Consider the following 18,664-nt stretch of genomic DNA (forward strand, 5'->3'; position numbering starts at 1 on the left):
CCCATCTCTCCCTCATCCTGTTTTTAACCTTAAAATGGCATTATTGAGGTAGACCTACATGAAAGGACAAGAAACTCGTGGTTTTCAGTCAGAAGTGAAACAGCTTCTGCACCTGATGATCCATTCTCTCTATTCCAATAAAGAAATCTTCCTGCGTGAGCTTATCTCTAACGCCTCCGATGCGGCGGACAAGCTGCGTTTCCGTGCGCTATCTAACCCGGACCTGTACGAAGGTGATGGCGAACTGCGCGTTCGTGTCTCTTTCGATAAAGACAAGCGCACGCTGACCATCTCCGATAACGGCGTGGGGATGACCCGCGACGAAGTGATTGACCATCTGGGGACTATCGCTAAATCCGGTACCAAATCATTCCTCGAATCCCTGGGTTCTGACCAAGCGAAAGACAGCCAGCTGATCGGTCAGTTTGGTGTTGGTTTCTACTCTGCGTTTATCGTGGCCGACAAAGTGACCGTGCGTACTCGCGCGGCAGGCGAAAAACCAGAAAACGGCGTCTTCTGGGAATCGGCTGGCGAAGGTGAATATACCGTTGCCGATATCACCAAAGAAGATCGTGGTACTGAAATCACCCTGCATCTGCGTGAAGGCGAAGACGAGTTCCTCGATGACTGGCGCGTGCGTTCCATCATCAGCAAATACTCCGACCATATCGCGCTGCCGGTAGAGATCGAAAAACGCGAAGAGAAAGATGGCGAAACCGTTATCTCCTGGGCAAAAATCAACAAAGCGCAGGCGCTGTGGACTCGTAACAAGTCGGAAATCACCGATGAAGAGTATAAAGAGTTCTACAAACACATCGCCCACGACTTTAACGATCCGCTGACCTGGAGCCACAACCGCGTTGAAGGTAAGCAGGAGTACACCAGCCTGCTGTACATCCCGTCCCAGGCTCCGTGGGATATGTGGAACCGTGATCATAAACACGGCCTGAAACTGTACGTTCAACGCGTGTTTATCATGGACGACGCTGAACAGTTCATGCCGAACTATCTGCGCTTCGTGCGTGGTCTGATTGACTCCAGCGATCTGCCGCTGAACGTTTCCCGTGAAATCCTCCAGGACAGCACGGTAACGCGTAACCTGCGCAATGCGCTGACCAAGCGTGTGCTGCAAATGCTGGAAAAACTGGCGAAAGACGACGCGGAAAAATACCAGACCTTCTGGCAACAGTTTGGCCTGGTACTGAAAGAAGGTCCGGCGGAAGATTTCGCTAACCAGGAAGCGATCGCCAAACTGCTGCGTTTTGCTTCTACTTATACCGATTCTTCTGCGCAGACCGTGTCTCTGGAAGACTACGTTTCCCGCATGAAAGAAGGGCAGGAGAAAATCTACTACATCACTGCAGACAGCTATGCGGCAGCGAAGAGCAGCCCGCACCTGGAACTGCTGCGTAAGAAAGGCATCGAAGTTCTGCTGCTTTCCGACCGCATCGATGAGTGGATGATGAACTATCTGACTGAGTTCGACGGTAAACCGTTCCAGTCGGTGTCTAAAGTTGACGAGTCGCTGGAAAAACTGGCTGACGAAGTTGATGAGAGCGCGAAAGAAGCGGAGAAAGCACTGACTCCGTTCATCGACCGCGTGAAAGCTCTGCTCGGCGAGCGCGTGAAAGATGTCCGTCTGACTCACCGTCTGACCGATACGCCAGCGATCGTTTCGACCGACGCGGACGAAATGAGCACTCAGATGGCGAAACTGTTCGCTGCGGCGGGCCAGAAAGTGCCAGAAGTGAAATACATCTTCGAACTGAACCCGGATCACGTACTGGTGAAACGTGCGGCAGATACTGAAGATGAAGCCAAGTTCAGCGAGTGGGTAGAACTGCTGCTGGATCAGGCGCTGCTGGCAGAACGCGGCACGCTGGAAGATCCGAACCTGTTTATTCGTCGTATGAATCAGCTGCTGGTTTCCTGATGTCATGCCGGATGACCTTTGTGTCATCCGGCATTTTTCTTTTCATCATCTGTACTTTCCGCAAATTATCTCGCCATTAACCGTTTCAGCCTCAGGTGCCTTTCTTGAGGCAATCGCCTGTTGGTGGTATCGTTTATCGCTTTTTCAAAAAAATCGACACATTTTAAGGGGATTTTCGCAATGCGTATCATTCTGCTTGGCGCTCCGGGCGCGGGGAAAGGGACTCAGGCTCAGTTCATCATGGAGAAATATGGTATTCCGCAAATCTCCACTGGCGATATGCTGCGTGCTGCGGTCAAATCTGGCTCCGAGCTGGGTAAACAAGCAAAAGACATTATGGATGCTGGCAAACTGGTCACCGACGAACTGGTGATCGCGCTGGTTAAAGAGCGCATTGCTCAGGAAGACTGCCGTAATGGTTTCCTGTTGGACGGCTTCCCGCGTACCATTCCGCAGGCAGACGCGATGAAAGAAGCGGGCATCAATGTTGATTACGTTCTGGAATTCGACGTACCGGACGAACTGATTGTTGATCGTATCGTAGGCCGCCGCGTTCATGCGCCGTCTGGTCGTGTTTATCACGTTAAATTCAATCCGCCGAAAGTAGAAGGCAAAGACGACGTTACCGGTGAAGAACTGACTACCCGTAAAGACGATCAGGAAGAAACCGTGCGTAAACGTCTGGTTGAATACCATCAGATGACTGCACCGCTGATCGGCTACTACTCCAAAGAAGCGGAAGCGGGTAACACCAAATACGCGAAAGTTGACGGTACCAAGCAGGTTGCTGAAGTTCGCGCTGATCTGGAAAAAATCCTCGGCTAATCAAGCCGCAGCAGATCTGCTTTCGGGCAGGTCTGCTTATCCACCTCAGGCAATACCTCTCACAGCAATTAGTTCTTCTTCCTCACTTTTCCGCTACAATTATCAACAAGTTGAATCGATAAGAGGCGGTAATGCGTCAGACTAAAACCGGTATCCTGCTGGCAAACCTGGGTACGCCCGATGCCCCCACACCTGAAGCGGTAAAACGCTATCTGAAACAATTTTTAAGCGACAGACGCGTGGTTGATACCTCACGGTTGTTATGGTGGCCGTTGCTGCGCGGCGTGATTTTGCCGCTGCGCTCGCCGCGTGTGGCGAAGCTGTACGCCTCTGTCTGGATGGAAGACGGCTCGCCGCTGATGGTTTACAGCCGCCAGCAACAGCAGGCGTTGGCACAACGTTTACCGGATACGCCAGTGGCGCTGGGCATGAGCTACGGCTCGCCATCACTGGAAAGCTCCGTCGATGAACTCCTGGCAGAGCATGTAGATCATATTGTGGTGCTGCCGCTTTATCCGCAATTCTCCTGTTCTACGGTCGGTGCGGTATGGGATGAACTGGCACGCATTCTGGCGCGCAAACGTAGCATTCCGGGGATATCGTTTATTCGTGATTACGCCGATAACCACGATTACATTAATGCACTGGCGAACAGCGTACGCGCTTCTTTTGCCAAACATGGCGAACCGGATCTGCTGCTGCTCTCTTATCATGGCATTCCCCAGCGTTATGCAGATGAAGGCGATGATTACCCGCAACGTTGCCGCACAACGACTCGCGAACTGGCTTCCGCACTGGGGATGGTACCGGAAAAAGTGATGATGACCTTTCAGTCGCGCTTTGGCCGGGAACCCTGGCTGATGCCTTATACCGACGAAACGCTGAAAATGCTCGGAGAAAAAGGCGTAGGTCATATACAGGTGATGTGCCCGGGCTTTGCTGCGGATTGTCTGGAGACGCTGGAAGAGATTGCCGAGCAAAACCGTGAGGTCTTCCTCGGTGCGGGCGGGAAAAAATATGAATATATTCCAGCGCTTAATGCCACGCCGGAACATATCGAAATGATGGCTAATCTTGTTGCCGCGTATCGCTAAAGCTGAGCGGTAAAGAACTGAGCGCCGTCGCGAAGAGCCTCGTCGGCGGTTTTCATCATCCGTGAATAATGCAAAAAGGCATGCAGCGTACCTGGGTAGAGTTTGAACTCACAGGGCTGCTGATGCGCCGCTAACGTCTAGTAAAGCAGACGGCTGTCATCCAGCAGCGGATCGAACTCCGCCCCGGCAATAAAACAGGGCGGAACTTCGCGAGTGAGATCATTATTAAACAGACAGTAATACGGTGACTCGCGGTCCGCGTCGTTGCTTAAATACGCCTCTTCATACATCTGCAAATCCTGTTGCGTTAAGCCATCCCAGACACCGCCCAACAGACGACGAGTCACGGAATCCCGTAATCCGTAAAGCCCATACCACAGCAAAACACCCGCAATTTTACCGCAATCGATCTGTTTATCACGCAACCACAACGCACTGGCGAGCGCCAGCATGGCACCTGCGGAATCACCGGCAAAGCCAATGCGGGACATATTGATTTGATAATCCTCCGCCTGCTGGTGGAAATAACAACAAGCAGCCACAATTTCCTCTATCGCTTGTGGAAAACGCGCTTCAGGTGAAAGGGTGTAATTAATACCAATCACCGTACATTGGCTGTAGCTTGCCAGCAGGCGCATGATGCGATCGTGGGTATCGAGATTGCCGAGAATAAAACCGCCTCCATGCAAATAAAATAGCGTCGCCGGGCTATCTGGCTGCGGACAAAAGAGACGTGTTTCCACCTGCCCATATTTTGTTGGAACCATGTAAGCTCTGGTTGCCATTTCTGGAGCGCCCGCATTCCAGAATCGGCGCTCAAGCGTGTAATACTGTCGTTGCTCAGCAATCGTTCCCGTTGCGGGCCAGGACGGTAAATCCGGCTGAAGAGTATTCACAACGGTCTTCATTTCAGCAGAAATAAGGTCCAGAACAGGTAGTTTGTTTTCCGGCTTCATACAAAAACTCCTTTCAAATTACGTCATTGTAAGGAACCACTGCCATGAAAATGCGATCCCGCCTGCTGATATTGAAACTGGCTGCGTCTCGCGCGCTCCCGTCAGATTGTGTTAACATTCGCCGCTCAGTTAACCACCCGTAAAAACAACCATGAAATTTCCCGGTAAACGTAAATCCAAACATTACTTCCCTGTAAATGCACGCGATCCGCTGCTTCAGCAATTCCAGCCAGAAAACGAAACCAGCGCCGCCTGGGTCGTAGGTATTGACCAGACGCTGGTCGATATTGAAGCGAAAGTGGATGATGAATTCATTGAGCGTTATGGATTAAGCGCCGGGCATTCACTGGTGATTGAGGATGACGTAGCCGAAGTGCTTTATCAGGAGCTAAAACAGAAAAACCTGATTACCCATCAGTTTGCGGGTGGCACCATTGGTAACACCATGCACAACTACTCGGTGCTCGCGGACGACCGTTCGGTGCTGCTGGGCGTCATGTGCAGCAATATTGAAATTGGCAGTTATGCCTATCGTTACCTGTGTAACACTTCCAGCCGTACCGATCTTAACTATCTACAAGGCGTGGATGGTCCGATTGGTCGTTGCTTTACGCTGATTGGCGAGTCCGGGGAACGTACCTTTGCTATCAGTCCAGGCCACATGAACCAGCTGCGGGCTGAAAGCATTCCGGAAGATGTGATTGCCGGAGCCTCGGCACTGGTTCTCACCTCATATCTGGTGCGTTGCAAGCCGGGTGAACCCATGCCGGAAGCAACCATGAAAGCCATTGAGTACGCGAAGAAATATAACGTACCGGTGGTGCTGACGCTGGGCACCAAGTTTGTCATTGCCGAGAATCCGCAGTGGTGGCAGCAATTCCTCAAAGACCACGTTTCTATCCTTGCGATGAACGAAGATGAAGCCGAAGCGTTGACCGGAGAAAGCGATCCGTTGTTGGCATCTGACAAGGCGCTGGACTGGGTAGAGCTGGTGCTGTGCACCGCCGGGCCAATCGGCTTGTATATGGCGGGCTTTACCGAAGACGAAGCGAAACGTAAAACCCAGCATCCGCTGCTGCCGGGCGCTATAGCGGAATTCAACCAGTATGAGTTTAGCCGCGCCATGCGCCACAAGGATTGCCAGAATCCGCTGCGTGTCTATTCGCACATTGCGCCGTACATGGGCGGGCCGGAAAAAATCATGAACACTAATGGAGCGGGGGATGGCGCATTGGCAGCGTTGCTGCATGACATTACCGCCAACAGCTACCATCGTAGCAACGTACCAAACTCCAGCAAACATAAATTCACCTGGTTAACTTATTCATCGTTAGCGCAGGTGTGTAAATATGCTAACCGTGTGAGCTATCAGGTACTGAACCAGCATTCACCTCGTTTAACGCGCGGCTTGCCGGAGCGTGAAGACAGCCAGGAAGAGTCTTACTGGGATCGTTAAGTTATCGTCGGTTCGTAGGCCAGATAAGGCGTTCACGCCGCATCTGGCATTTGGCTCTCGATGCCTGATGCGACGCTGGCGCGTCTTATCATGCCTACATATTTTTCATATTTTACATCCGGCAACCACCGTTTACCCCGTCACCACTTCACCCGCCGGTGGCGTTTCCAGCAGTTCCAGCATAGTACGGGCAATTTCACGTTCACCCATCACTACCTGATTCGCGCCACGTTCGGTGATATACGTCACTTCATCGTCATAATGGGCGCGGGCGATAATCTCAATATCCGGGTTTTTCGCGCGGGCAGACGCCACAATCTCACCCGCTTCATAACCGTTGGGGATCGTCAGGATCAGCCATTTTGCACATTCCAGATGTGCCAGTTGCATAATTTCTTCGTTCGCTGCATTGCCCAATACAGCGCGGACCCCACGCTCTCGCAGCTCATCAACACGGGTTCGTGACGTCTCAATCACCACCAGCGGAATATCAGAGGCGAGCAATTTCTCCCCCAGCAGGCTGCCTACACGACCGTAACCCACCAATAGCGCATGGTTGCAAATATCCACTGGGATCTGTTTCTCTTCTTCGATTGCCTCTTCCAGCGTCTGCTCTTCCAGCGTTTCGGTCTTCGCCAGATATTTCTCCAGTAGTGCGAACAGTACCGGGTTGAGCATAATCGACAGGATCGCCCCTGCCAGTACCAGGTTTTGTCCGGCCTGCGGCAGTAAATTCAATGCCATTCCCAGTCCCGCCAGGATAAACGCGAACTCACCAATCTGCGCCAGGCTGGCGGCGATGGTTAATGCCGTACGTTGGGAGTGACCAAACAGACGGACAAGGAACAGGGCCGCGACCGATTTACCAAACAGAATAATTGCCAGCGTCGCCAGCACTGCCAGCGGTTGCTGAATCAGAATTAACGGATCAAACAACATCCCGACTGAGACAAAAAACAGCACCGCAAACGCGTCGCGCAATGGCAACGTATCGTGGGCGGCACGGTGACTCAATTCAGACTCGTTCAGTACCATCCCGGCAAAGAACGCACCGAGTGCAAAGGAGACATCAAACAGCTCTACCGCACCAAAGGCAATCCCTAACGCCAGCGCCAGCACTGACAGGGTAAACAGCTCGCGAGAACCGGTTGCCGCGCTGCGTGCCATAATCCACGGCACCAGACGGCGACCTACCAGCATCATAATGGCGATAAATGCGATCACCTTGCCGATGGTGATCCCCATATCGACTGCAAGAGTGGCAAAGCCCACATCGCCCTGTTCCATCATTCCTGCCACTGCGGGCAGCAACACCAGCGTCAGAACCATCACCAGGTCTTCCACAATCAACCAACCGATGGCGATTTGCCCACGCTGACTGTCTATTAATTGCCGTTCTTCAAGTGCGCGCAGTAACACCACGGTACTGGCGGTGGAAAGACATAAGCCGAACACGATACCGGTCATTAACGACCAGCCCAGCACGGCGGAGAGCGCCATACCCAGCAGCGTCGCCACGGCTATCTGGGCGATCGCGCCGGGAATGGCGATGGACTTTACCGCCATCAAATCCTTGAGCGAAAAATGCAAACCGACGCCGAACATCAGCAAAATAACGCCCAGTTCAGCCAGTTCCGGCGCAAGCTTGGTATCGGCAACAAAGCCCGGAGTGAATGGTCCTGCCAGCACACCCGCTAACAGATATCCCACCAGAGGAGAAATACGTAGTTTATTGGCCAGCATGCCGAGGATAAAGGCGAGCACAAGGCCGCCAACAATGGTGGTGATAAGCGGGGTGGCGTGATGCATTCCGTCTCCTTTTCCTGGTGGTTATTGTCCATTTTGGGCTGGGAAAACCAAAATTACAGGTAATAGTTTATGACAATTTCATTGATGATGTTTATGAATAATTGTTGAATTTTGCAGAAAAATGGAATTAGCTGCAAAAAAAGCACGGTTCGGAAAACAGAAGGCGGTTTAACAGAGGAAAGGCTTATGGCGACTGTAAAACGATGCAGCCAAAGTTTGCCTTTGGCTGCAATGAAATCAGTCTTTATGCCGGTTATCAGGCAGGAATATGGTCAACATCCCCAATAGTGGCAGGAAAGCACAGATTTTATAGACTAACTCGATGCTGGTGTGATCGGCGATAAGCCCCAGAACTGCCGCTCCCAGACCTCCCATGCCGAAAGCAAAACCGAAAAAGAGTCCAGAAACCATACCGATACGTCCCGGAAGTAGCTCCTGAGCGTAGACCAGAATGGCAGAGAATGCCGAAGCGAGGATAAATCCAATAATCACCGTTAAAACCCCCGTCCAGTGCAGGCGGGCGTAGGGTAAAATCAGCGTAAACGGCGCAACGCCGAGGATAGAGCCCCAAATCACATATTTCCGTCCAATTTTATCCCCTACAGGCCCGCCGATCACCGTACCTGCCGCAACGGCAAACAGGAAGGCAAACAGATGAAGCTGGGCATTCTGGATAGATAATCCGAATTTTTGCATCAGATAAAAGGTGTAATAGCTGCTGATGCTCGCCATATAGAAATATTTCGAGAAAATGAGGATTAACAGAATGCTGACTGCCAGTACCACTTTGTTGCGCGGCAGTGGATTGATTATCGTCGCTTTGGGTTTTCCTTTATTCATTCGGTGCTGTGCCGAGTACCAACGGCTAATTTGCGCCAACACCACGATCGCCAGCAGTGCCGCAAGCACAAACCAGGCAACGTTGCCTTTGCCATAAGGCGCGATAATCACCGCCGCCAGCAAGGGTCCCAGGGAACTGCCAAAGTTGCCGCCGACCTGAAAGATAGATTGCGCCAGGCCATGCCGCCCGCCGGAAGCCATACGGGCTACGCGAGAAGATTCCGGATGAAAGACCGATGAACCGGTACCGACCAGCGCCGCTGCCAGCAGAACTGCGCCAAAACTGCCCGCCAGCGCAAGCAGCACCAGACCACTTAAGGTAAAGCACATGCCAATTGGCAACGACCACGGCATCGGATATTTATCGGTCCAGTAGCCGACCACTGGTTGCAGTAGCGAAGAGGCGAGCTGGAAGGTGAGGGTTATCATGCCAATCTGCATAAATGTCAGAGAAAATTCTGACTGAAGCAGCGGATAAATCGCCAGAATCAGCGATTGGATCATGTCGTTCAGCAGATGTGAGAGGCTGATAGCACCTAAAATACCAAACGATGTTCGGGCCTTGGTCGTTGACGCAGCCGCGCCCGCCACAGGCTGGGTTTGTTCACTCATTGCCATAGGAAAGTCACTTTTTCAGGGTTGCGATGTAAAGAATGATCTTATTTGTGATTATTACCCGACTAACATACCTGTATGCGTCGTCTGAAGGAAGTCTCAACGCCGAATACAGAATTTCTAATCTGGATGCAGATTTATCTTCACCGGACGCAGACTTGTCTATGATGTTGCGTCATACTATTTTTCAACACGTTGAAATCAGGTCAGGGAGAGAAGTATGAAATTATTGCAGCGGGGCGTGGCGTTAGCGCTGTTAACCACATTTACACTGGCGAGTGAAACTGCTCTGGCGTATGAGCAGGATAAAACCTACAAAATTACAGTTCTGCATACCAATGATCATCATGGGCATTTTTGGCGCAATGAATATGGCGAATATGGTCTGGCGGCGCAAAAAACGCTGGTGGATGGTATCCGCAAAGAGGTTGCGGCTGAAGGCGGTAGCGTGCTGCTACTTTCCGGTGGCGACATTAACACTGGCGTGCCCGAGTCTGACTTACAGGATGCCGAACCTGATTTTCGCGGTATGAATCTGGTGGGCTATGACGCGATGGCGATCGGTAATCATGAATTTGATAATCCGCTCACCGTATTACGCCAGCAGGAAAAGTGGGCCAAGTTCCCGTTGCTTTCCGCGAATATCTACCAGAAAAGTACTGGCGAGCGCCTGTTTAAACCGTGGGCGCTGTTTAAGCGTCAGGATCTGAAAATTGCCGTTATTGGGCTGACAACCGATGACACAGCAAAAATTGGTAACCTGGAATACTTCACTGATATCGAATTTCGTAAGCCCGCCGATGAAGCGAAGCTGGTGATTCAGGAGCTGCAACAGACAGAAAAGCCAGACATTATTATCGCGGCGACCCATATGGGGCATTACGATAATGGTGAGCACGGCTCTAACGCACCGGGCGATGTGGAGATGGCACGCGCGCTGCCTGCCGGATCGCTGGCGATGATCGTCGGTGGTCACTCGCAAGATCCGGTCTGCATGGCGGCAGAAAACAAAAAACAGGTCGATTACGTGCCGGGTACGCCATGCAAACCAGATCAACAAAACGGCATCTGGATTGTGCAGGCGCATGAGTGGGGCAAATACGTGGGACGGGCTGATTTTGAGTTTCGTAATGGCGAAATGAAAATGGTTAACTACCAGCTGATTCCGGTGAACCTGAAGAAGAAAGTGACCTGGGAAGACGGGAAAAGCGAGCGCGTGCTTTACACTCCTGAAATCGCTGAAAACCAGCAAATGATCTCGCTGTTATCACCGTTCCAGAACAAAGGCAAAGCGCAGCTGGAAGTGAAAATAGGCAAAACCAATGGTCGTCTGGAAGGCGATCGTGACAAAGTGCGTTTTGTACAGACCAATATGGGGCGGTTGATTCTGGCAGCCCAAATGGATCGCACTGGTGCCGACTTTGCGGTGATGAGCGGAGGCGGAATTCGTGATTCTATCGAAGCAGGCGATATCAGCTATAAAAACGTGCTGAAAGTGCAGCCATTCGGCAATGTGGTGGTGTATGCCGACATGACCGGTAAAGAGGTGATTGATTACCTGACCGCCGTCGCGCAGATGAAGCCAGATTCAGGTGCCTACCCGCAATTTGCCAACGTTAGCTTTGTGGCGAAAGACGGCAAACTGAACGACCTTAAAATCAAAGGCGAACCGGTCGATCCGGCGAAAACTTACCGTATGGCGACATTAAACTTCAATGCCACCGGCGGTGATGGATATCCGCGCCTTGATAACAAACCGGGCTATGTGAATACCGGCTTTATTGATGCCGAAGTGCTGAAAGCGTATATCCAGAAAAGCTCGCCGCTGGATGTGAGTGTTTATGAACCGAAAGGTGAGGTGAGCTGGCAGTAATCCGAAAGTGCCGGATGTTTGCATCCGGCACAATGCTTAATCGCGGCGGGCGATATCAGCAAATTTGGCATCGAGGATCTTTGCCAGATCGCCTGCCGCCAGTTCGATATCCAGTCCGCGCTTGCCGCCGGAAACATAAATAGTGGCAAATTCTTGTGCGGGGGCGTCGATAATCGTTGGCAGACGTTTTTTCTGCCCCAGTGGGCTAATCCCCCCAACCAGGTATCCCGTCGAACGCTGCGCGACCATCGGATCGGCCATCTCAACTTTCTTGGCACCCAGCGCTTTTGCTACTTTTTTAAGATCCAGTTGACCTGCGACCGGCGTAACGGCCACGGCAAGGTGTTTCATATCACCGTTCACTGCCACCAGCAGCGTTTTGTAGACCTGATCCGGATTCAAACCTAATTTTTTGACGACTTCATCGCCAAAATTGGTTTCAGCCGGATCGTGCTCGTAGGTATGGATTTGAAACGAAATCTTGTTTTTTTCGAGTAATTTAACTGCGGGTGTCATGGTAATTTTCCTGCCTTAAACAAAAAAACGAAGCAAGCATACGCCTGATGGCGGTCCAAAAAAAAGAGTCATCTTGCCTAAGAGTATTGGCAGGATGGTGAGATTGAGCGACAATCGAGTTACACCGTCGCTTAAAGTGACGGCATAATAATAAAAAAATGAAATTCCTCTTTGACGGGCCAATAGCGATATTGGCCATTTTTTTAGCGCAACATTTGCGGCAAATTCCCTTCTCCATACAGGTGTAGTGCACCGACCGCGACCACATATCGCCCCGGCGGCATGGCGCGTAATTTATCCCGCCAGGCGAGATTTCGCTGATGCATCAGCACATCGTACAGCGACTGACTGAACGTATTGGGCAGCGTTATATCATTATTTTGCGGCGGTGCATTCAGCCACCAGCTCATCATTTGTTGCAGCAACCGTGCGTTGGTATGCCAGTGGGTCAGCGTATCGTCCAGCAGCGCCAGTCCTTTGTCAGGGAGCTGGAGCAACATGGCAATCTGGTTTTCAGCCCCTTCCAGTTCAATCACGGGTTTATGTTGTTGCTTCGCCGCCTGCAATAGCTGGTAATCGATACCGTATTCTGCCCGCAGCCCCAGTTTTTGTGCCTGCGTCGCCTGAAGAACCATCGCGATTTGCCACAGCGGTTGGGTAGAAAAGAGTGAGGGAGAAATGCCCATCTCCTGGCTAATGTGCTGCAGGTTTTGGAGTTGCTCCTCGCTAATGCGCTCTTCCAGCGCCTCGCAGGCAGGCAAATTAGCAAAAGGCGTATCGCTGGTGGAAACATCCGCCTCGACGATCAGCGCATCGGCGTTTTTGAGCTTTTTGAGCAAACGGGTGGGCAGGGGAGCCATATCGTGGCTACCCATATGAATACTGCCAATCAGATGAGAATGGCGATTGCCGGGGAGGGTGATATCGATGGCAGGCCAGGTGTAATGATTACCGCGCAGCGCGGCCCAAAGCGTTTTTACCCGGTACAACAGATCCATACGACCTCCCTTTGTGAAATATCATGCTAGCGCGCGGTGAGGGATGGCGCAAATGGAGTTGGGGACTTGTTTAATGTGTTTGTATGATTCAGTATGTTCTTGCATCGCTATTCACAGGGAAGCAACAGTTAAAAACCATGAAACAGGCAACAAGAAAACCGACGACACCCGGAGATATTCTTCTCTATGAATATCTGGAACCGCTCGATTTGAAAATCAATGAGTTAGCAGAGTTGCTGCATGTTCATCGTAATCGCGTCAGTGCACTGATCAATAACAATCGTAAACTCACCACTGAGATGGCATTCCGTCTGGCGAAAGTTTTTGATACCACAGTCGATTTTAGGCTAAACCTCCAGGCGGCAGTTGATCTTTGGGAAGTTGAAAACAACATGCGCACCCAGGAAGAATTGGGACGGATTGAAACAGTGGCTGAATATTTGGCACGCCGTGAAGAGCGTGCAAAAAAGGTCGCGTAAGGCCAAAACATCGCTTCATCTCGTAGGCCGGATAAGGCGTTCACGCCGCATCCGGCATCCGAGCACCATTGCCTGATGCGACGCTTACGCGTCTTATCAGGCCTACAAACCTGTGCCTGAACCGTAGGCCGGATAAGGCGTTTACGCCGCATCCGGCAGTCATGCGTCGATGCCAAATGCGCCGCCCTAAAGCAGCGCATCCGCAATGACGTACTTATTCCTTCGGTTTAAACCGCAGCAACCGGTTGGCGTTACTTACTACGGTAATTGACGAGAGCGCCATTGCCGCTCCGGCAACTACCGGGTTAAGCAGTGTTCCAGTAAACGGCCACAAAATACCGGCGGCGACCGGAATACCGATGCTGTTGTAGATAAAGGCACCGAGCAGGTTCTGCTTCATGTTGCGCAGCGTTGCGCGGGAAATCGCGAGCGCATCCGCAACGCCCATCAGGCTATGGCGCATCAGGGTAATCGCCGCGGTTTCAATGGCAACATCACTGCCGCCACCCATCGCAATGCCGACATCCGCCTGGGCCAGCGCTGGCGCGTCGTTAATGCCGTCGCCCACCATTGCCACCTGACGTCCTTCACTTTGCAGACGTTTGATCGCTTCGGCTTTACCGTCCGGCAGCACTCCGGCAATCACTTCATCAATTCCAGCTTCTTTGGCGATCGCATTGGCGGTGGTTGGGTTATCCCCGGTCAACATCACCAGACGATATCCCGCTTTATGCAGGCGTTGCAGCGCCGCCACGCTATCACTACGCAACGGATCGCGTACAGCCAGCAGGGCTACTGCTTTCCCGTCAATCGCCAGCAGCACAGGCGTTGCTCCTTGCGATGCCTGAGCTGAAATATCGGCTTCAATCGCTTTAGTATCGACTTGCTGATCATTTAACAACGCCTGATTACCCAGCAATAACGCATGACCTTCTGCTTCACCGCTCACGCCCAGCCCGCGCAATGTGCGGAAACCGTTGACCTGCGGTAGCTGCATATCGCCTGCTTTATCAAGGATCGCTCGTGCCAATGGATGGCTGGAACCTTGCTCCAGCGCCGCCGCCAGACGCAGCGCCTGCGCTTCGTCAACATCAGCAAATGTTTTCACTGCGACAACCTGCGGCTTCCCTTCGGTCAGCGTCCCGGTTTTATCGAACACGACGGTATCGAGTGTACTGGCGCGTTGCAGCGCGTCGGCGTCCCGCACCAGCACGCCAAACTCAGCCGCCCGCCCGACGCCGGAAATAATCGACATCGGCGTCGCCAGTCCCAGCGCACACGGGCAGGCGATAATCAGCACCGTAGTGGCAATCACCAGGGTATAGACAATCTGCGGTGCCGGACCAAAGAAATACCAGATTGCCGCACTGACAAGCGCAATAACCACTACTACCGGCACAAATATGGCTGAGATTTTATCCGCCAGCTGACCGATTTCTGGCTTGCTGCTCTGGGCCTGGCGCACCATGCGAATGATCCTTGATAGCGTGGTATGGCTGCCAACCGCACTGGCACGAAACAGCACACTGCCGTCCTGTACCACTGTCCCGGCATGGACGCTATCGCCTTCGCCTTTTTGCTGCGGGATTGGTTCGCCCGTCAGCATCGCTTCATCCAGCCATGCTTCGCCCTGGGTAATCTCGCCATCTACCGGCACGCGATCGCCGGTCGTCAGGCGCAGCAACATACCTGGCTGCACTTCTGCCAGAGGCACGCTTTTTTCACCTTCGTCAGTAACCAGGCGCGCCGTCGGTGGGGTTAAATCGAGTAATTTCTCCAGTGCCTTAGAAGAACGCTGACGTGCGCGTGCTTCCAGCATATGGCCGAGATTGATCAGACCGATAATCATCGCACTGGCTTCATAGTAAAGATGTCGCGCTTCCATCGGGAACCACTGCGGCCACAGGTTGACGCTCATCGAATAGAGCCACGCCACGCCCGTTCCCAGCGCCACCAGCGTATCCATCGTCGCTGCACCGTTCAGCAGGCTTTTCCATGCACTGCGGTAAAAATGGCCGCTGGCGAAAACCATCACCGCCAGGGTTATCAGGCCGATAACCAACCACAGGCTGCGGTTGTCGGCGGTGACTATCATGTTATCGCCGATCATCCCCCAGACCATCACCGGGATACCCACCGCCAGTGCGACAATTGCCTGCCAGCGGAAGCGCTTCATCGTAGCGACGGCGGTTTCTTGCTGGCGTTCGCGGCGTTTCGCGTCATCTTCAATCGCTTCCGCGCCGTAGCCCGCTTTTTCCACCGCCTGCACTAAATCTTGTGGGGAGGCACTGCCCATCACCAGCGCAGTACGCTCCGCCAGGTTTACCCGTGCCTGAGTGACGCCCGGTACGCTTTGCAGCGCATTTTGTACGCGGGTGACACAGCTGGCGCAGCTCATGCCGCTCAGCAGCAACTGCTGGCTGTCATCGTCATCGGCGGTCGCTGCCGGAAGCGCCTCAGAAACCGCTGTCAGTGCTTCCGACGGGATTGATGACTCCGCCAGCGGTTTAGCCTTTGGGTGGCTTACAGATGCGTCATAACCCGCTTGTTTGATGGTTTCGATCAGCTGTTCTGCACTGGCAGTCCCGGTAACGTGCGCTTCAGTGATAGACACATCCGCTTGTTCCACATCCGGGCGCTGTTCAAGACTTTCTTTCACGCGTTTAACGCAGTGACCGCAGGACAGGCCGTCCAGGTTCAGGTCGATAGTTTGTGACATAAAACACTCCTTTAAGACAGTTTTGACTGGCTGTGATAAAGGTTAAACCTTCCAGCAAGGGGAAGGTCAAGAAATTAATAAACCAGGCGGGTAAAAGTCCGTAAAGATTAAAAAATCGGCTCGATTTGCATCAGGATTAGACATTTATTTCTTTGTTTTCCTGTAGTTAAGTTGCGGGTGCTAAGTTAAATCAGGATGCCTGAAAATCGGCACTGGGGTGAGGAATTACCTCCCGCATCTATAAAAAGGAGTTAACAAAAGATGTTAGATGCAAACAAATTACAGCAGGCAGTGGATCAGGCTTACACCCAATTTCACTCACTTAACGGCGGACAAAATGCCGATTACATTCCCTTTCTGGCGAATGTACCAGGTCAACTGGCGGCAGTGGCTATCGTGACCTGCGATGGCAACGTCTATAGTGCGGGTGACAGTGATTACCGCTTTGCACTGGAATCCATCTCTAAAGTCTGTACGTTAGCCCTTGCGTTAGAAGATGTCGGCCCGCAGGCGGTACAGGACAAAATTGGCGCTGACCCGACCGGATTGCCCTTTAACTCAGTTATCGCCTTAGAGTTGCATGGCGGCAAACCGCTTTCGCCACTGGTAAATGCTGGCGCTATTGCCACCACCAGCCTGATTAACGCTGAAAACGCCGAACAACGCTGGCAGCGAATTTTACATATCCAACAGCAACTGGCTGGTGAGCAGGTAGCGCTCTCTGACGAAGTCAACCAGTCGGAACAAACAACCAACTTCCATAATCGGGCCATTGCCTGGCTGCTGTACTCCGCCGGATATCTCTATTGTGATGCAATGGAAGCCTGTGACGTGTACACCCGTCAGTGCTCTACGCTCATCAATACTGTTGAACTGGCAACGCTTGGCGCGACGCTGGCGGCGGGTGGTGTGAATCCGTTGACGCATAAACGCGTTCTTCAGGCCGACAACGTGCCGTACATTCTGGCCGAAATGATGATGGAAGGGCTGTATGGTCGCTCCGGTGACTGGGCGTATCGCGTTGGTTTACCGGGCAAAAGCGGTGTAGGTGGCGGTATTCTGGCGGTCGTCCCTGGCGTGATGGGAATTGCCGCGTTCTCACCACCGCTGGACGAAGAAGGCAATAGTGTTCGCGGTCAAAAAATGGTGGCATCGGTCGCTAAGCAACTCGGCTATAACGTGTTTAAGGGCTGATCATGATGAACACGGAAGGTAATAACGGTAACAAACCCCTCGGTCTATGGAACGTCGTTTCCATCGGTATTGGGGCAATGGTGGGGGCGGGGATCTTCGCGCTGCTGGGGCAGGCTGCGTTGCTAATGGAAGCCTCGACCTGGGGCGCCTTTGCTTTTGGCGGTATTGTGGCTATGTTTTCCGGTTATGCCTATGCGCGTCTGGGGGCGAGCTATCCCAGCAATGGCGGTATTATCGACTTTTTTCGTCGCGGATTAGGCAACGGCGTCTTTTCGCTAGCGCTCTCGTTGCTATACCTGTTGACGCTGGCGGTGAGCATCGCCATGGTTGCCCGTGCTTTTGGCGCTTATGCCGTGCAGTTTTTGCATGAAGGCAGCCAGGAGGAGCACCTTATTTTGCTCTACGCGTTGGGGATCATTGCGGTGATGACGCTTTTCAACTCCTTAAGCAACCATGCGGTAGGGCGGCTGGAAGTGATCCTCGTCGGCATTAAAATGATGATCCTGTTATTGCTGATTATTGCCGGTGTCTGGTCGCTGCAACCGGCGCATATTTCCGTCTCTGCGCCCCCCAGCTCCGGTGCGTTCTTCTCCTGTATTGGGATAACCTTCCTTGCCTATGCGGGCTTTGGCATGATGGCGAACGCGGCGGATAAAGTGAAAGATCCGCAGGTCATTATGCCACGGGCGTTTCTGGTGGCGATTGGCGTTACCACGTTGCTTTATATCTCGCTGGCGCTGGTTTTGCTTAGCGATGTATCGGCATTAGAGTTAGAAAAATATGCTGATACCGCCGTAGCGCAGGCTGCTTCTCCGCTGCTCGGGCATGTGGGTTATGTGATCGTCGTCATCGGCGCTTTACTGGCGACGGCTTCAGGCATTAACGCGAACCTGTTCGCCGTGTTTAACATCATGGACAACATGGGCAGCGAACGCGAACTGCCGAAGCTAATGAATAAATCCCTGTGGCGGCAGAGTACCTGGGGCAATATCATCGTCGTGGTGTTGATAATGCTGATGACGGCGGCGCTAAATTTAGACTCACTCGCCAGCGTTGCCAGCGCCACCTTTTTGATCTGCTATCTGGCGGTGTTTGTGGTGGCGATCCGCCTGCGTCATGATATTCACGCCTCGTTGCCGATTCTTATCGTTGGTACGTTGGTGATGTTGTTGGTGATCGTTGGCTTTATCTACAGCCTGTGGTCCCAGGGCAGCCGTGCGTTGATATGGATTATTGGTGCAATCTTACTCAGCCTTATTGTGGCAATGGTCATGAAGCGTAATAAAACCGTATAACACCTCTCTGTGCGCAGTACTTCCTGTATTATTGTGGTGGCGGTCGATATTCGCACTGGCAA

Annotated in this window: 14 protein-coding genes; 8 read left to right on the top strand and 6 right to left on the bottom strand. The window is 52.4% G+C overall.

All coding sequences use genetic code 11. The features are described from left to right. Positions 1-58: 58 nt before the first annotated feature. The 3 genes from htpG to hemH all read left to right on the top strand — a co-directional run bounded on the left by htpG (position 59) and on the right by hemH (position 3,852). Entirely contained in the window at positions 59-1,933 is a 1,875-nt protein-coding gene (gene htpG, locus SF0418; RefSeq protein ID NP_706366.1) for a heat shock protein 90, read from the top strand. Between the two features lie 180 nt (positions 1,934-2,113). Then, positions 2,114-2,758, top strand: a complete 645-nt coding sequence (gene adk / locus SF0419; RefSeq protein ID NP_706367.2) for an adenylate kinase — start codon at positions 2,114-2,116, stop codon at positions 2,756-2,758. A gap of 131 nt (positions 2,759-2,889) precedes the next feature. Continuing rightward, positions 2,890-3,852: a ferrochelatase gene (gene hemH / locus SF0420; RefSeq protein NP_706368.1), complete on the top strand. Its 963-nt coding sequence runs from the start codon at positions 2,890-2,892 to the stop codon at positions 3,850-3,852. A gap of 137 nt (positions 3,853-3,989) precedes the next feature. Here the strand turns inward: hemH and ybaC are convergent, their stop codons facing one another. Then, positions 3,990-4,808, bottom strand: a complete 819-nt coding sequence (gene ybaC, locus SF0421; RefSeq protein NP_706369.1) for an acetylesterase — start codon at positions 4,806-4,808, stop codon at positions 3,990-3,992. 151 nt (positions 4,809-4,959) lie between these two features. Here ybaC and gsk point away from each other — a divergent pair, with 151 nt between their 5' ends. Further along, a complete protein-coding gene (gsk, locus tag SF0422) occupies positions 4,960-6,264 on the top strand; it encodes an inosine/guanosine kinase (protein NP_706370.1) in 1,305 nt (434 codons plus the stop codon). Between the two features lie 132 nt (positions 6,265-6,396). On the opposite strand, the gene ybaL is transcribed toward gsk, so the two are convergent. Together ybaL and fsr are read right to left on the bottom strand one after the other, a co-directional pair. Continuing rightward, positions 6,397-8,073, bottom strand: a complete 1,677-nt coding sequence (gene ybaL, locus SF0423) for a cation:proton antiport protein (protein NP_706371.1) — start codon at positions 8,071-8,073, stop codon at positions 6,397-6,399. 237 nt (positions 8,074-8,310) lie between these two features. Beyond that, positions 8,311-9,531: a fosmidomycin resistance protein gene (fsr, locus tag SF0424; protein NP_706372.1), complete on the bottom strand. Its 1,221-nt coding sequence runs from the start codon at positions 9,529-9,531 to the stop codon at positions 8,311-8,313. A 217-nt stretch (positions 9,532-9,748) separates the two neighbouring features. On the opposite strand from fsr, the gene ushA reads away from it, so the two are divergent. Then, positions 9,749-11,401: a bifunctional UDP-sugar hydrolase/5'-nucleotidase gene (ushA, locus tag SF0425; protein NP_706373.1), complete on the top strand. Its 1,653-nt coding sequence runs from the start codon at positions 9,749-9,751 to the stop codon at positions 11,399-11,401. 36 nt (positions 11,402-11,437) lie between these two features. Here the strand turns inward: ushA and ybaK are convergent, their stop codons facing one another. Next, positions 11,438-11,917, bottom strand: coding sequence for a hypothetical protein (gene ybaK, locus SF0426; RefSeq protein NP_706374.1), 480 nt, complete (start codon positions 11,915-11,917; stop codon positions 11,438-11,440). Positions 11,918-12,120: 203 nt separating this feature from the next. After that, positions 12,121-12,915 carry a ligase gene (gene ybaP, locus SF0427; RefSeq protein NP_706375.1) on the bottom strand — a complete coding sequence of 265 codons (795 nt, stop codon included), beginning with the start codon at positions 12,913-12,915 and terminating at the stop codon, positions 12,121-12,123. A gap of 83 nt (positions 12,916-12,998) precedes the next feature. Here ybaP and ybaQ point away from each other — a divergent pair, with 83 nt between their 5' ends. Further along, entirely contained in the window at positions 12,999-13,394 is a 396-nt protein-coding gene (ybaQ, locus tag SF0428) for a hypothetical protein (RefSeq protein ID NP_706376.1), read from the top strand. Positions 13,395-13,608: 214 nt separating this feature from the next. Here ybaQ and copA read toward each other — a convergent pair whose 3' ends face one another. Continuing rightward, on the bottom strand, positions 13,609-16,113 hold the full coding sequence (gene copA / locus SF0429; RefSeq protein NP_706377.1) for a copper exporting ATPase: 2,505 nt from the start codon (positions 16,111-16,113) through the stop codon (positions 13,609-13,611). Between the two features lie 261 nt (positions 16,114-16,374). Between copA and ybaS the strand changes: the two genes are divergently transcribed. Beyond that, positions 16,375-17,307: a glutaminase gene (gene ybaS / locus SF0430; protein NP_706378.1), complete on the top strand. Its 933-nt coding sequence runs from the start codon at positions 16,375-16,377 to the stop codon at positions 17,305-17,307. Positions 17,308-17,309: 2 nt separating this feature from the next. Further along, a complete protein-coding gene (gene ybaT, locus SF0431) occupies positions 17,310-18,602 on the top strand; it encodes an amino acid/amine transport protein (RefSeq protein NP_706379.1) in 1,293 nt (430 codons plus the stop codon). Positions 18,603-18,664: the final 62 nt, after the last annotated feature.

Origin of the sequence: Shigella flexneri 2a str. 301 (assembly GCF_000006925.2) — a bacterium.
Lineage (GTDB): Bacteria > Pseudomonadota > Gammaproteobacteria > Enterobacterales > Enterobacteriaceae > ECMA0423.